Annotated in this window: 12 protein-coding genes; 5 read left to right on the top strand and 7 right to left on the bottom strand. The window is 42.2% G+C overall.

All coding sequences use genetic code 11. The annotated features are described in order from the left end of the window. Positions 1–68 precede the first annotated feature (68 nt). On the top strand, positions 69–1,490 hold the full coding sequence (pyk, locus tag JUI58_RS21560) for a pyruvate kinase (protein ID WP_204105919.1): 1,422 nt from the start codon (positions 69–71) through the stop codon (positions 1,488–1,490). A gap of 4 nt (positions 1,491–1,494) precedes the next feature. Here the strand turns inward: pyk and JUI58_RS21555 are convergent, their stop codons facing one another. From JUI58_RS21555 to JUI58_RS21540, 4 genes are all read right to left on the bottom strand, one after another. Beyond that, positions 1,495–2,364 carry a DMT family transporter gene (locus JUI58_RS21555; RefSeq protein WP_204105899.1) on the bottom strand — a complete coding sequence of 290 codons (870 nt, stop codon included), beginning with the start codon at positions 2,362–2,364 and terminating at the stop codon, positions 1,495–1,497. A gap of 21 nt (positions 2,365–2,385) precedes the next feature. Beyond that, the gene (gene purQ, locus JUI58_RS21550; RefSeq protein WP_204105898.1) at positions 2,386–3,078 is read right to left on the bottom strand and encodes a phosphoribosylformylglycinamidine synthase subunit PurQ; all 693 of its coding nucleotides are present in this window, start codon (positions 3,076–3,078) and stop codon (positions 2,386–2,388) included. A gap of 210 nt (positions 3,079–3,288) precedes the next feature. Continuing rightward, positions 3,289–6,150: a DUF3769 domain-containing protein gene (locus JUI58_RS21545; protein ID WP_204105897.1), complete on the bottom strand. Its 2,862-nt coding sequence runs from the start codon at positions 6,148–6,150 to the stop codon at positions 3,289–3,291. 218 nt (positions 6,151–6,368) lie between these two features. Next, a complete protein-coding gene (locus tag JUI58_RS21540; RefSeq protein WP_204105896.1) occupies positions 6,369–6,485 on the bottom strand; it encodes a photosystem II reaction center protein I in 117 nt (38 codons plus the stop codon). Positions 6,486–6,721: 236 nt separating this feature from the next. Here JUI58_RS21540 and JUI58_RS21535 point away from each other — a divergent pair, with 236 nt between their 5' ends. Further along, on the top strand, positions 6,722–7,438 hold the full coding sequence (locus tag JUI58_RS21535; protein WP_204105895.1) for an SIMPL domain-containing protein: 717 nt from the start codon (positions 6,722–6,724) through the stop codon (positions 7,436–7,438). Positions 7,439–7,598: 160 nt separating this feature from the next. Further along, positions 7,599–8,456: a type I methionyl aminopeptidase gene (gene map / locus JUI58_RS21530; protein ID WP_204105894.1), complete on the top strand. Its 858-nt coding sequence runs from the start codon at positions 7,599–7,601 to the stop codon at positions 8,454–8,456. A gap of 59 nt (positions 8,457–8,515) precedes the next feature. Here the strand turns inward: map and JUI58_RS21525 are convergent, their stop codons facing one another. Further along, the gene (locus JUI58_RS21525; protein ID WP_204105893.1) at positions 8,516–10,117 is read right to left on the bottom strand and encodes a hypothetical protein; all 1,602 of its coding nucleotides are present in this window, start codon (positions 10,115–10,117) and stop codon (positions 8,516–8,518) included. Between JUI58_RS21525 and JUI58_RS21520 the strand changes: the two genes are divergently transcribed. Both JUI58_RS21520 and JUI58_RS21515 read left to right on the top strand, forming a co-directional pair. Next, a complete protein-coding gene (locus JUI58_RS21520) occupies positions 10,100–10,294 on the top strand; it encodes a hypothetical protein (protein WP_204105892.1) in 195 nt (64 codons plus the stop codon). The genes JUI58_RS21525 and JUI58_RS21520 overlap by 18 nt on opposite strands. A gap of 108 nt (positions 10,295–10,402) precedes the next feature. Continuing rightward, complete coding sequence (locus JUI58_RS21515) at positions 10,403–12,229, top strand: ATP-binding protein (RefSeq protein WP_204105891.1); 1,827 nt, start codon at positions 10,403–10,405, stop codon at positions 12,227–12,229. Positions 12,230–12,287: 58 nt separating this feature from the next. Here JUI58_RS21515 and JUI58_RS21510 read toward each other — a convergent pair whose 3' ends face one another. Next, positions 12,288–13,067 (bottom strand): TVP38/TMEM64 family protein, encoded by a 780-nt coding sequence (locus JUI58_RS21510; RefSeq protein WP_204105890.1) that lies wholly within the window; start codon positions 13,065–13,067, stop codon positions 12,288–12,290. 74 nt (positions 13,068–13,141) lie between these two features. Beyond that, the gene (arsS, locus tag JUI58_RS21505; protein WP_204105889.1) at positions 13,142–14,155 is read right to left on the bottom strand and encodes an arsenosugar biosynthesis radical SAM (seleno)protein ArsS; all 1,014 of its coding nucleotides are present in this window, start codon (positions 14,153–14,155) and stop codon (positions 13,142–13,144) included. Positions 14,156–14,710 lie beyond the last annotated feature (555 nt).

The following is a 14,710-nucleotide window of genomic DNA, read 5'->3' as shown; positions in this document are numbered from 1 at the left end:
GAGTTTGTCACGCTAAAAATAGACGCAAAAGATTGTTATCTTCTATTTTTTCCCATTCCCCAGAATTTATGTCTATTCATCCTCACCGCACCAAAATTGTTGCTACAATCGGACCTGCCAGCAATTCTCCAGAAACGATCCGGGCTATGGTAAAAGCAGGAATGTCTGTGGCACGACTCAATTTTTCCCACGGCAGTCACGAAGATCACGCCCATACCGTTAAACTGTTGCGAGAAGCCTCTCAAGACCTCGATACCCCCATCGCCCTCTTACAAGACTTGCAAGGTCCTAAAGTGCGGGTTGGTCAACTTCCTAATGGTGAAACGTGGTTAGAAAAAGGAGCAAATTTTATCCTCATCGATCGCGATCGCTACAACAACGAACCCGATCGCGTCCCCATCGACTATCCCCATCTCCCCGAAGAAGCAGAGGTGGGGATTCATATTTTATTTGATGACGGTCGCTTAGAAGCGGCGATCGTCGAAGTGATGGACTGGGGCATAACTTGTCAGGTAGTGCGGGGGGGTCTTCTCAAAAGTCGTAAAGGAGTCAATATTCCCGATCTCAATCTTCGCCTGCCTTCCATGACCGAGAAAGACAAGCAAGACCTCGAATTCGGTCTTTCTCAAGGAGTTGATCTGGTCGCATTGAGCTTTGTTCGAGAAATCAATGACATCTATACGCTTAAAGAATTTCTCAAAGATCGAGGTGCAAGCGATGTTCACGTATTGGCAAAAATCGAAAAACCCCAGGCGATCGCTCACCTTGATGAGATTATCAAATCCTGCGATGGCATTATGGTAGCACGGGGAGATTTAGGGGTAGAAATGAATCCCCAGAAAGTCCCCATGTTACAGAAAAAAATCATTCGTGCCTGCAATCAACACGGTATCCCAGTCATTACCGCAACTCAAATGCTAGAAAGCATGATCGAGAACTCCCGTCCTACTCGTGCTGAAGCGAGTGATGTGGCTAATGCCATCATTGACGGTACCGATGCAGTCATGCTTTCCGGAGAATCTGCGGTGGGTAAATATCCCGTTTTAGCCGTGGAAATGCTGGCCAGTATTGCCACAGAAGTAGAACCAGGACTCGAATTTCTCAATCTCCCACCGGAAAGATCCACCGCAACCCACGCCCTCACGGAAGCCTTAAACACCATCGATAAAGTTCTCGATTTGCGCTGGATCGCCGCCTTTACCACCACTGGATATACTGTTAGTCTAGCCGCCGCAGAACGCCCTCGCGCCCCTATTGTCGCCTTTACTAACAATCGCGATCTTTATCATCGCATGGCTTTAATTTGGGGTGTTGCGCCCATGTTTATCGAAGGACCGACAGATTCATTGGATGTTTTAATTTATCGCATTGAAGCCACATTGCGCGATCGCAAGTTAGCTATTTCTGGAGATAAGATTCTCATTTTAGGAGGGAGTCCCGTTCAAAAACATAAAGGTACAAATTTTCTGAAAATTCATGAGATGCGATAGTCTCTCAAAAATAGTCTTTCGCGGCCAAAACTGCACCTCCGACAATGAGCAAACAAGCAAGAATAATTGATGAACTCGGTTCCGCTAAACCGAACAAAATTAACAGGATAGTTGAGAGTAAAGGTACGCTGTAGGATAATGCGCCCAATATCTTAATATTCCCCTTTTTGACCCCATAATCCCAGGTAAAAAATGCTAATCCCACAGGACCCAAACCCAAACCCAGAATTGCTAACCACTCCCTACCAATAGGTAAAACCGTCGGTTCAAAAAGTCCGTGACAAATCCCTGCTAAAATCGCTGTCACCCCACAAAATCCGCCGACGCTATGGGTAGGAATCGAACCAAAAAACCGCGATAATACCGAATAACTTGACCAGGTAAAAGCACAAATCAACGCCGCTAAATAGCCGATCGCGTATTGGGATTCAAATGTGAAGGATTTTCCCTTCATTACCAATAATGCTGCCCCAGCGAACCCGGCGATCGCCCCAATAATGTGAAACCATTTGAGTTTTTCGCCTGGTAATAATGCTGAAAATAAAACAATCAGAACCGGCCACAAATAGTTAATCAAATTAGCATCAACCGTCGGTGCATTTTGGAGGGCAATAAAATAGAAACAATGATAGCCAAATAATCCCGAAACGCCTAACCCCCAAACTTTTAGGGGGAGTTTTAACGCAGAAATAATATTAATCCTTTGTTTGAGCCAAAAGATTACCCCGATCGCAAAGGCGATCGTAAAGGACATTGCGGTGAGTTGAAAAGGGGGTATATTGCCACTTAAGGCAGTCAAAAGAGCAAGGGTTGACCACATTAAAATTGCTGTAGCGCCAATTAAAGTGGCTTGGAGGCGATCGCTTCTGGGCATTGTAACAAACTATTTCCGAGACTAATGGGTAATTCCTGTTAATAATCCTTTGAATAAATGAATCCCATCTGTTGCCCCTAAAACTGGATCTGAAGCTCTTTCTGGATGAGGCATCATCCCCAAAATATTCCCTTTTTCGTTCATAATTCCCGCAATATTATGTAAAGAACCATTGGGATTATATTCTTTGCTGGTGTGTCCCAAAGTACTCGAGTAACGAAAGAGAACTTGTTTGTTATTTTCTAACTTTTTCAGGGTTTTAGGTTCAGCATAATAACGTCCCTCTCCGTGAGCAATAGGAATATTAACTACAGTTTGGTCAGTATAATTTTGGGTCCAAGGTAGATCCGTGCGTTCAACTTTGAGAGGAATGCGATCGCAGATAAAATGTAAATTGCGATTGCGAATTAAAGCACCAGGTAAAAGTCCTACTTCCGTTAAAACTTGAAATCCATTACAAATACCGAGGATATATTTTCCTTTTTTGGCGTGTTCTAAAACACTGTTAATCACAGGAGAAAAACGGGCGATCGCGCCGCATCGTAAATAGTCACCATAACTAAATCCCCCCGGAATAATCACTACATCGAGATCGTCAATATCTGTCTCTTGATGCCAAACCATGCGGGTAGGTTGTTGCAAGAGATCCCTCGTGACATAAGCCACATCGCGATCGCAATTAGAGCCAGGGAAAACAATAATACCGAAGTTCATAATTGTTAGTTGTTAAATGAGGGATTTAGGAATTAGGCAGCTAGGGAGCGAATTAGGCAGCTAGGGAGCGAATTAGGCAGCTAGGGAGCGAATTAGGCAGCTAGGGAGCGAATTAGGCAGCTAGGGAGCGAGACGCTCCCACTACTGTATTCTCTTATTATGGTAGTGCGGGCATCTTGCCCGCTTATGCGTAAGTCCTATGACTGATAACTACCGTGTTAAACCTTGAACCACTGGACGCACGCCACTACCCCCAAAGGGTTCAGAATACCCGCTCCAGGTAAAATCGCCAATACGAATTCGCAAAGCGCCTAATTCAAAAACAGGATTGTAGCGAAGCTCAATCGTATAAGTACGGCGACTATATTCGAGAAGGTAATCGGTGCTAATTTCCCGGCCTGTATCTAAATTAAGAGAACTTTGAAACCCGATGCGAAAAGGTCCGTAAATTTGTTGGGTAATACCATAAGATAAAACGCGCTGATCCGCGATGCGATCGAAAAGGAAGGGAGACAGATTGGCGATCGCCGCTTGAGAGTAAGCAATACTCCATCCCGTGTAATCGAAGAAATCCCTGGAAAAATGCCCGAATTGCCCCTGTAAGCCAATGGTTCCTTGAATGGATTGTTGCGTATCGCCATTGCTGTACAACCCAGAAACTGCCGTTACTGAGGTGTTTAACTGCACAAAAGGACGTAGGGGGACAGGAGTATAGCGCATTCCTTCCTCGGGGGTGGCGGGGAGGGTTTTGCCTTGCCAGAGATTAAGATTGTATGCTAAGTTCGCAGCCCCTTGATAGCGCACGAGGGTAATGCGGTTGTTCTCGCGATCGGCTGCTAGTAAATCGGCGCGATCGGTGTCGGCTTCAATCACTTGAATCCCAGCTTGATAGCGGAGATTGATATTGGTATCGCCTAAAACCAGTTGTGGGGAAGTTAAAACCGCGCCATAACTGGTTTGTACCGTTTGAAATCCCAAAGAACCGTTAAAGAGGCGATCGCGATAATTAAATGACCCCGTTAAAATGTGAGGTCGTCCCAAATCGCCGATCCGATGTTCCAAGCTAATATTACCGCGCAAATTATCTTCAATCTGGGCTAAATCCAAACTGCTGAGACTGCCAAAAACTGTCAGTTGGGTGCGTCGGTCAAAATTGGCGCTTAAATCTGTTCGCAGGCCAAAAGATTTAGGAGAGAAAAAGCCCTCTTCTAATGCGGCTCTTTGCAGTAAATATTGAGGGGAAACCGACCAACGTAGATTGGGGGTTTGGATAATGCCAAAGCCTCGCTCAATAAAGAGTCCGCCGCGATCGCGGTCGTCAATACCAATGCTAAAAAGTCCATCGCGATCGGGGGTACGATCTAAGAGAATGCGATCCTGAAAAATAGGCAGGGAAAAACCTTGATCGAAAACAGCGCGGGAATTAGTGGTGAGAATTTCATCTTGTAAGGGATTGAGTCGATTAAATTCGGCGGTGTCGGCGCGAATTTCTAACTCGGGGGGAGAAAAAGGATCGTTGGTAAATCTCACATTAGTTGCCCGCCAGCCATCGCTATCGAACTCCACATAATCGGCGTTAAATCGCAATTGTTTCACATCCCCTCGCGTGCCACTGGAGGGAAAAGGCAAACCTTCGGAACTCACACTGGTGCCGAGGGTAAAATCTAGTCCTTCTGCTTGTCTGATGTCTTGGATGGGTTGTTGTTGAATGAGGCGATCGCTTAAAGGGCGATCGGGGATTATCTCATTGGGAATCCCTGAAGTAATCGAGAAGGGATTAAAATCTCGGGCGGTGGTGGGTTGATAAATTTCTCCCCATGCTTGTTGCATGGTTCCGGTATCTTGGACCAACTGATACTCGAAAATTTCCCCTCGCAGAACTTGATCTCCTCGTTTAAGTGCCACATTTCCTTCGGCTCTCATAAAGCGATTGGGCAAATTTATCCGCACGCGATCGGCAGTGACAACGGATTGGGCAAAACGTACCTCAACATCCCCTTCTGCATAGGCAACTTTTTGATTTTCGTCGTATTCTTGGCGATCGGCATTAATTTCTAAGAGTCCGGTGGGAGGGGTTGAGGTTCTTGGCTCGGGTTCTGGCTCTGGCTCTGGCGGGCTGGTTTCGCTATCTGGATTCTCGTTTATATCATTATCATTTTCAGGAGAAGCAGGGGCATCTAAATCAAATTCTCTCACCTCTCCACCTCGTTCTTGAACAATAATATTAGTGAGCTTATCGTTTTGTAAGCCCTCCATTTCTTCTCCCGACCAATGCAAGCGAATGGCAGAGCGATCGCCCTGTGTGGTATTGGCTGCCGTAAAATAGGGCAGATCCCCAGCAAAGGCGATCATCTCATCGGTCAGTGAATCCGGTGCAGGAAAATGAAAAGTAGAATTGGCAATCTTAATCTGAGGCAAATAACCCAGAGACATAGGCTGTCCGAGACGGGCCGAATTTGTGAATTCTTCCGGCTCAAAGCGTTCTGGGGGACTGGTTTCGGCAATGGCGATCGCCTCGGCATGATTGAGTAATGTTGCGTTAAAGGAGGTTGGAGATGTTTCCTGACTGGTAACGGAAACAGTTTCGTCTGAGGTAGGAAGAGGAGGAATTTCCGGAGTCAACATGGAGGGAGAAGTTATATCCATCTGTGGGTCTATAACTTCAGGAGTGGTTTGCTTGGGATGATGTTCCCCCCCAACAGTTTCCAGTACATTATCCCAATCCTCTTGCTGGGGTTTACTGGCTAGGCGAAACTGTTGTAAATCCTTTTCTAAATTTTCGAGGAGTGGGGTTCTCAAGGGGATTGGCTTGACGGAAGGGGAAACCAAAGAAGGAGCGGGAGAAAACGAGAAATCAAGAAGCGTGGAAAAGGCAAATTCCGGCGCAAAATTTTCTGGGAGTGAGGGAGAAACTTCGTCCAGAGAAAATTGCTCTTCTTGAGGAATAACCTCTAATTCTGACAATGTAATGCCGCGATCGGGGCGAGATGTAAGAGATTTTTGGGTAACTTCTACAGTTGTCGGGGCAACAGTGGAGGGGGAAGGTTGAAAGGGGGGAATAAATTGCGGCATTTTGTCTCGATTAGAGATCGACTTGATCGCTAGTGTACAAGCCAAAGCTCAGTCTTGTAAATTCTTGAATTTTGAGGGTTTCAGAGAAAATTTCCAGATAATAGAAAGGGACGAGAGAAAGTTCTCATCCCTTTGAATCTTCAAGTCAATCTTCAAGTTAATCTTCAAGTTAATCTTCAAGTTAATCTTAATGTAAGTGATGGAGTAGGGCGATCGCCTTATTCCATGTTACGACGGCTGGGAGTCCGAGCAGGGTCTCCAGATAAGAAACCGAAAACAAAAAGACTAACAAAAAAAGTGATCACTAGAGAAACGACGATTTTAAGCGTTACCATTGGCTGCTCCTAATTTTAGAAAAGTTCAAAAATTTGAGTTATCTAACAACCCAATTCAGGGCAACTCGATTAAGGGGCATGACACCCATCAATTTTGAGTTGGGGAATCTTCTTGAATTGCGAGGTATATACAAATCTTATTCTACAAGTCTTTGTTACAAAAAACGGAACAAATAACGAAGAATTGGAAATGGTGTGACAATAGGGGGAAAGTCTAGAATGGAGAATAATCCGTCATGATTCTGAAGTTTACCTCGGGTTGGCCCTCGAGCCTTGTCCTTTCCCTCGCTCTTTTAAGTATTTTCATTCCCTTAGACGCTCGAGCCCAAGAGCAGTTATTACGCACCCTAACTGTTACGGGAACGGGGCTTGAGAAAATTTCCACAACCTTAACTCAAGTCAATTTAGGAGTTGAAATTCAAAGCGAAACCGCAACACAAGCACAACAGGAAATCGCTAAACGCACAACCGCTCTTGTTGCTTTGCTGCGATCGCGCAATGTAGAGCAGCTACAAACAACAGGAATCAGCCTCAGCCCTCGTTATAATAATCGCAATGGGGAATCGGTATTAATCGGCTATATTGGCTCGAATACCGTCAGTTTTCGCGTTGCTACCGAACGGGCAGGGGGCATCATTGATGAGGCAGTGCGTACTGGTGCAACCCGCATTAATGGGGTTAGTTTCACCGCAGAAGAGAACGCCATTGAAGCCGCACGAAAGCAAGCTCTAGTCAAAGCCACACAAAACGCTCGCGAACAAGCAGATATTGTTCTGGATGCCTTAAATTTGAACCCCCAGGAAATAGTCAGCATTCAAATCGATAATGCGATCGCACCGGTTCTTACCCGAGGCAATATTTTATTTGGGAGAGCAGAAGCACAAGCCGATTCTCCCGTTATCGGAGGAGAACAAACCGTTAGTGCTTCCGTTACTTTGCAGATTCGCTATTAGGCAACTATTCATCTCATTAGCATCATTTGCACAGGCTGTACATTTTGTCAATGGGAAACCTATAATCTACTGCATAAGATGCGATCGCATTTTGAATGCCCACAGATGCCAAAAAATGCGAAAATAAAACGAAAACGGTAACATTGACGACAAACGCTGCATGAAAATCCTCTCCAATCTCCTCTCTACCAACAAAAAAGCAAAAGCGACTCCTAGTACTCGCGGACTGCCTCCCTTACGACAGACTCGCAAAGGGATTGAACTAAAATCGGAATATGAAGTGGAAATCATGCGGCGATCGGGTCTTATCGTGGCAACGGTACTCAAGGAAATAGCGGCAATGGTCAAACCAGGCATGACCACCGCAGACTTAGATATTTATGCAGAGAAACGCATTCGAGAAATGAATGCAAAACCTAGTTTTAAAGGCTATCACGGCTTTCCTGGATCGATCTGTGCTTGTCTTAATAACGAAGTTGTTCACGGCATTCCCAGCCGCAAAAAGGTCATTCGCGAGGGAGATTTATTAAAAGTAGATACTGGAGCTTATCAAGAAGGATATCATGGCGATTCCTGCATTACTATTGCTGTGGGTAACATTTCCCCCACGGCCAAAAAACTGATGCGGGTTGCTGAAGAAGCTCTATATAAAGGCATCGAACAAGTTAAAGAAGGCAATTATATTATGGACATTGCTGGGGCAATTCAAGACTATGTAAAGGCACATAGTTATAGCATTGTTGAAGATTATACCGGTCATGGTGTCGGGCGCAATCTCCACGAAGAACCAGCAGTTTTTCATAGCCGCACCCGAGAATTACCCAATATTAAATTAAGAGCCGGAATGACTTTGGCGATCGAACCAATTTTAAATGCAGGATCGAAACAGACTCGCATTCTAGGCGATCGCTGGATGGTTGTCACCACAGATAATAAACTTTCGGCACAGTTTGAACATACCGTGTTAGTCACCGCAACGGGTTACGAAATTCTCACTGATAGCGATCGCGTTTGCTGAAATATAATTGAATTATTTTATGTTTGTAAATACGAAAAAACTGTCTTGCGGCAGGGCGATCAGCGCTTTCGTAATTTTTTCAAGAGAGAAAGATCGGCAGAACCAAAATGAATACTACAGATAACATGGTATGCCTCCAAGAGTTTAATCAGCCACATTGCTTCACTGGGGGGAAAAGTCTCGTAATTTTTGAACAGAATAAACCAGCGTTTTTCTAACTCCGATCGCAGAGAAGGACATAACAAAACTGTTCTAAATAGCACATCGAGTATCCCACTAATTCCTAATTTTTCTGTTGCTTCGATCAGAAGATAATGGTCTAGTTTTCCGGTGGTTTCTACTGTTAAAAAATTGAGCAGTTTTTTGGTCGTCCGTAATAGCAATGAGGCAGTCAATTTTTGCGAATTATAGCGATCGAATAGTCCTGTAATATACTCTTTCAGTTGAGGATTAAATTGCTCTCTTGCATAGTCAGAATCAAGAGAAACAATTAAATAAGCATAAAGATGTTCTTTAAAGTCTTGATAGGTTGGTAACTTATAACTATGGGCTAAAAAGCGTTCGGCGAGATTGGGATGTTGGAAGCGATCGAAGGTTTTACCAGAAAATTTACTTAAGATTCCTCCTAGTTCGCGATCGCTTAATAAAGTTGGATTTTTTTCTCGTCGTACAATGCGTCCAGCCCCTTGAGAGAGTTGTCTGGCTCGGGCAATTTCTGCGAGTTGAACTTGGTAGGTAATAAAACGAATTAAGCGAAATTCAAAGGAATGTTCGCTTTTTTCTTGCCAATTGTGTAGCGTTTGTCTTTGTTCTTTAGAACTTTCTTCATTCAGTAAATAGGGTTTGTACAAGTAAGGATAATGATGAATTAAACTGCCAATTTTCGGATTTTCTTTTGGCTTGGGACAAATTACCCCGACAAATTGTTTGAGTTGTTGGTATTGTTCGCTATTTTCTACAAAATCTCGCACGAGTTCGCGCAAATGTCGAACTCCTCGTGCTTGTTTGAAACCTGGAGAAGGTAAGTGTTCAAAGAGTTTAAGTAGCTGTGCGATCGCCGGACGAGTTTTGGCATTTGACTGCCAAGCATTGATAAAAAGGTAACAACAGCGATTGAGAAAATCGTAAAACTTGCTGTTTTCTCGTTTAGCTGTCACCATCTTTTCGAGGGCAGACTGAATGCTAACATCACTATAATTATTAACATCAATAAACAGGTGACGAAAGCGCTCCAATATTTGTTCGGGAGGGTCTTTTTCCAAACAAACTGATAAATGCTGTAAAACTTGTTTCTCTAATACACTGAAATCAATCTGCGATCGATTAGATTGAAATCTTGTTTTTTCTGGACTAGAAACAGTCAGATTAGGCGGAAAACTATCATTAGTTCTCAGCAGTCGAACATCTTTAATTGATAAACCGAGAATACCTGCCAGTTGCGCTGTTTTAAAAAGAGTTCTCACTTGCTTATAACTATCAGCTTCACTTTGGAATTGGAGGATAGAAATATCCTTTTCAGGATGAATAGCAAGTAATTGCAGGTGGCGATCGTCCGTGAGTCGTTGCAATCGTTTGAGAAGTTTCTGCTTCTGATCCTGGATTTCTTCAACAGTAAGGGGAGAATATAGCTCCCAAACAATTTGATGGGTTATGTCTTTCATAGTTCGATCGCCGAGCGATCGCTTCTGATGCGATCGTTACCTCTGAACGCCATCTTAGCAATTTACTATCGCATCAAAACAGAATTTCCCTTTTTTGTAGAAAAAATTATTATTTCTGAGATAAATAGTAATAAACTGGCTGCATCTCAAAAATGTAAATCCGTTAAATCCATCTAAATATAAATATTTGCTAAAATTGTAACAAAGATTGCAAACAAAAACATAAAAGTTAACTATCCTGGGAGGATATTTCATTGAATTTGTAGTATGCAGTTTTGTGAGATCATGTTCAACTCTTCTCAATCTTTAGTTTCTTTTTTACAAAGATTATCCAAACAAAGTGCGATCGCAGTTTTTGGGATTGGCTGTGTTGTTATAGCCGGGTGGTGTTTTGATATTGGTCTGCTTAAAAGTGTCCTGCCTGGACTCGTGACCATGAAAGCCAATACAGCATTTGGCTTTATCTTTGCTGGACTTTCCTTGTGGGCATTTCATCAAACCCATCAAACGACTAAAACTCGTTTTATTGCAGTTATTTCGGCTATTTTAGTCTTTCTAATTGGATTTTTGACCCTGACTCAATACGGTTTTAATCTCGATTTAGGTATCGATCAACTCATTTTTAAAGAATCTGTCAATGCGGTGGCCACAGCTTCCCCCGGAAGAATGGCATTAAACAGTGCCTTAAACTTTTTTCTGGTTGGAACAGCTTTAATTTTTATTGTCTTTCCCAGGAAAAGTTATCTTTCTTCTCATATCTTCAGTATCGTTAGTTTTTTAATTGCTTATTTAGGATTACTGGGCTATCTTTACGGTAACGCCTATTTTTATCAATATGGTTCTGCTTTTACCGCGATGGCACTCCATACCGCGATCGCATTTATTTTACAGTCAATCGGTCTTGTTTTTGCTGCTCCTAAACGGGGAGTTGTTGCTATCCTAACCATGAATAATGCTGGGGGTATTTTAGCACAGCGTCTTGCCTTGGCTGCTGTTCTTATTCCTCCCCTAGTTTGTTGGTTTATTCTCTTGGGTTATCGCTATGCAATTTACACCGCAGAATTAGCAATTTGTTTATTAGGGATTATCAATGTTATTATCTTTTCAACTTTAATTTGGGGCAGTGCTAATGCGTTAGGAAAAATAGATCGCAAGCGTCATCAAGCGGAATTAGAATTGCAACAAGCTAATGAAGATTTAGAGCAAAGAGTTAAAGAGAGAACTAGGCAACTCGAACAAACTCTATTTGAATTAAAAACAACACAAACTAAACTCGTCCAAACTGAAAAAATGTCTAGTTTGGGACAGTTGGTTGCCGGGGTGGCACATGAAATTAATAATCCCGTCAACTTCATTTATGGTAACTTAATTCACTCCGAACGCTATACCCAAGAAATCTTGGGTTTAACCGAACTTTACCAAAAATATTATCCCGAAAGCGTACCAGAAATTGAAGACGAAATGGAAGCGATCGATTTAGAATTTCTTAAGGAAGATTTACCTCGTTTAATTGGATCGATGAAATTGGGGGCCGATCGCATCCGGGAAATTGTTAAATCTCTCCGCAACTTTTCCAGAATGGATGAGGCACAAGTCAAAGCTGTAGATATTCACGAAGGTATTGAAAGTACCTTAATGATCCTGCATAATAGACTCAAAGCCAAACCCGAACACCCAGAAATTAAAATCATTAAAGAATATGGCAATATTCCCTCGGTTGAATGTTATGCGGGGCAACTTAATCAAGTGTTTATGAACTTGATTTCTAATGCGATCGATGCCCTAGATGAATACAATCGCGATCGCACCTTTGCCGAAATTCAAGCCGATCCCAGTTACATTCGCATTCAGACTTATTATGAGAATAATGCTGTGAAAATTGCGATCGCGGACAACGGTGCAGGCATCCCAGAAGAGGCACAGCAAAAGTTATTCGATCCCTTCTTTACCACCAAACCCATTGGCAAAGGAACTGGGTTGGGTCTTGCTATCAGCTATCAAATTGTCGCTGAAAAACACCAAGGAAAAATCATTTGCACTTCTCAACTTGGACAGGGTGCAGAATTTACAATTCTCCTACCTCTACAGCAAGTTTTCTCCAAAACAGCATAAATAAAAATAGAATAAAAATAGAGATGTTAGATGTTAGATTTAACTTCTCTATTTGAGTTCATAAATTTTTACTACTTTCCTTTGCAAACTGGGGAGGGGAATCTGTTTTCTCTACCAATTGTTCATCGAGGGCTTTTCTCGCAATTTTGGTCACAAAAACTGTTACTGCAGCCGTTGCAATAAAGCCAACAATACGAATAATCCAGGTTATCGTACTATTACCTTCACTACCACCCGCACCCAAAGTGGCTAAATTTCCAGCTAATGAACCCAGATAAACATACATGACTGTACCTGGCATCATGCCGATCCAAGAGGCGATCGCATAGTCTTTTAAAGAAACTTGGGTCACACCAAAAGCATAATTTAAGAACACAAAAGGAAAGATGGGGGAGAGTCGAGTTAACCCGACAATTTTCCAACCTTCTTTAGCAACTGCTTTATCGATCGCCTTAAATTTTGGTTGGCTTTCAATTTGCTTAGATACCCAGCCTCTGAGAAAATAGCGTCCGATAATAAATGCTACTATTGCGGCTAAAGTTGAGGCAATAGATACATAAATAGACCCTTGTACAACTCCAAAGATAACCCCTGCACCCAAGGTTAAAATTGCCCCAGAAATTAAGGCAACGGAAGCGATAATATAAATACCAGCAAAAACAATGGGACCCCATATTCCGAGGCCATCAATCCAAGTTAATGTATTTTGCAAAATAGTGTTAATATAGTCTGTAATGCCCAAAAATTTAGCTACCACGATTAAACCTACAATAACAACTGCGATCGCAATAAACTTAAAAATTGATTTGAGTTTACTGTTTTTTTGATTTTCAACCATTTTGAGAAGACTCCAAACAATAGGAAATAGTTTTTAAAAACCTGTCGGGTCTATATTCCCCACATTAATCAGACTTAAATCAAAGCACCACCACAGCTAGAACCACATCCTGCTGTACAACCATAGCAATATTTTGCTGTTTGTATCTCCTGAATTAGATCTAAACTATTCAATTCTAGTAATTTGGCAACGGTAATCGTTTCTCCATTGGCCATTTTTGCTGGTAATTCCTCCATCTGATTAAAATCGCAGTCGTAAACATTACCTAAATAATCAATAGACAGTTCATTTAAGCACATTAAATTCTCAAGGGTGCTAGAATTGTAATGACTTTCGAGAAATTTAACGTAAGAATGCAAAATTTCTTGACGCTGTAAATATTGCTTTGTGCGACCGACGGGTAAATTTGTAATGGTGAATAAATGATTGAATTGAATGCCAAAATGTTCGTTTAAATACGCCTTATAATCTTTTTCTAATTTCTGTTGATCGGGAGTCAAAGAAAAATTCTCATTTTTGGGTAAAGTAGGATTATAAACCAGATCGAGCATGAGGTGAGGATCGGTTCCATAACCGAGTTTATTTAAGCGTTGGATGGCGCGAATAGATTGATTATAAACCCCTGCACCGCGCTGGCGATCGACATTGGTTTCTAAGTAACAGGGAAGAGATGCGACTACTCTAAGTTTATGTTGGGCAAAATATTCGGGTAAATCTGTAAATTCGGGTTCAAAAAAGATGGTTAAGTTAGAACGCACTATAACTTCTTTTCCCTGTTTTCTGGCAGCTTCAACAATAGGTTTAAAGCCATAGTTCATTTCTGGCGCACCTCCAGTTAAATCTACTGTTTTAATTTGCTCAAAGCGTTGGATTATTTCGATGAGTTGTTCGCAGATTTCAGGGGATAATTCTTCTGTGCGCTTGGGACCAGCTTCTACATGACAATGGGTACAAGCTAAATTACAACGCCGTCCTAAATTAATTTGTAAAACTGTAATTTCTTGCTTGTTAAGAGATGCGTTAAGTTTTTGGAAGAAGGGGGTAATTTGAGCCGTAGATTTTTTTGTTTGCGGAGGGGATATTACCATAGTTGTAATGCTTGGGAATAACTAAATTTGGATAAACTATAGCATAGATATCAAGGATGAGATATCAATGCGTTATGGTTTCTTGCTGCGAGTTTTATTCAATCGGATATAACTGAAATTTCCCTGAGATTTGACTGGATAGATACAGAGAATCTGTTTTATAAGTCTTTATTTTCTTTAAATAAAATTAAAATAAGAAAAACTAATCTAAAGTATTATTACAATATTCAATCGGATGGCAAAGGGGGTGCGTCGGGGGTCTTGATGGATATCACCGATCGCTTGTTGGTTGAGGTTGGCGATCGCCTGCTAGAATGCGTGCGAAAAAACGATGTGGAAGCATCTCTTCTTTCCCTAGCAGCGTAGTCCTATCTCTCTATTGTTAATACTCTAAACTCTTGTCAAAAAGCGAAACTTTGCGATACATTGATAACATCCGGGAATATCTGAGAGATTAAGTTGAGGGAAGGCGCGATGAAAAAGAGAACAAAAATCTGGGGCTGCATCCTGGCAGGGGTGGCAAGTGCGGCAATACTGCCCGTCTCTGGGATGGCA

Origin of the sequence: Spirulina sp. CCY15215, from assembly GCF_016888125.1 — a bacterium.
Classification (GTDB): domain Bacteria; phylum Cyanobacteriota; class Cyanobacteriia; order Cyanobacteriales; family Spirulinaceae; genus CCY15215.
The sequence above is the reverse complement of the archived record's forward strand: the minus strand, read 5'-3'. Positions and strand labels throughout refer to the sequence as shown.

Coding starts and splice junctions, on each gene's coding strand:
- JUI58_RS21520 (WP_204105892.1), top strand. CDS start 10,100: ATGGGTTATGTCTTTCATAGTTCGATCGCCGAGCGATCGCTTCTGATG.
- JUI58_RS21540 (WP_204105896.1), bottom strand. CDS start 6,485: ATGGTAACGCTTAAAATCGTCGTTTCTCTAGTGATCACTTTTTTTGTT.
- JUI58_RS21555 (WP_204105899.1), bottom strand. CDS start 2,364: ATGCCCAGAAGCGATCGCCTCCAAGCCACTTTAATTGGCGCTACAGCA.
- arsS (WP_204105889.1), bottom strand. CDS start 14,155: ATGGTAATATCCCCTCCGCAAACAAAAAAATCTACGGCTCAAATTACC.
- JUI58_RS21515 (WP_204105891.1), top strand. CDS start 10,403: ATGTTCAACTCTTCTCAATCTTTAGTTTCTTTTTTACAAAGATTATCC.
- purQ (WP_204105898.1), bottom strand. CDS start 3,078: ATGAACTTCGGTATTATTGTTTTCCCTGGCTCTAATTGCGATCGCGAT.
- JUI58_RS21535 (WP_204105895.1), top strand. CDS start 6,722: ATGATTCTGAAGTTTACCTCGGGTTGGCCCTCGAGCCTTGTCCTTTCC.
- pyk (WP_204105919.1), top strand. CDS start 69: ATGTCTATTCATCCTCACCGCACCAAAATTGTTGCTACAATCGGACCT.
- JUI58_RS21545 (WP_204105897.1), bottom strand. CDS start 6,150: ATGCCGCAATTTATTCCCCCCTTTCAACCTTCCCCCTCCACTGTTGCC.
- JUI58_RS21510 (WP_204105890.1), bottom strand. CDS start 13,067: ATGGTTGAAAATCAAAAAAACAGTAAACTCAAATCAATTTTTAAGTTT.
- JUI58_RS21525 (WP_204105893.1), bottom strand. CDS start 10,117: ATGAAAGACATAACCCATCAAATTGTTTGGGAGCTATATTCTCCCCTT.
- map (WP_204105894.1), top strand. CDS start 7,599: ATGAAAATCCTCTCCAATCTCCTCTCTACCAACAAAAAAGCAAAAGCG.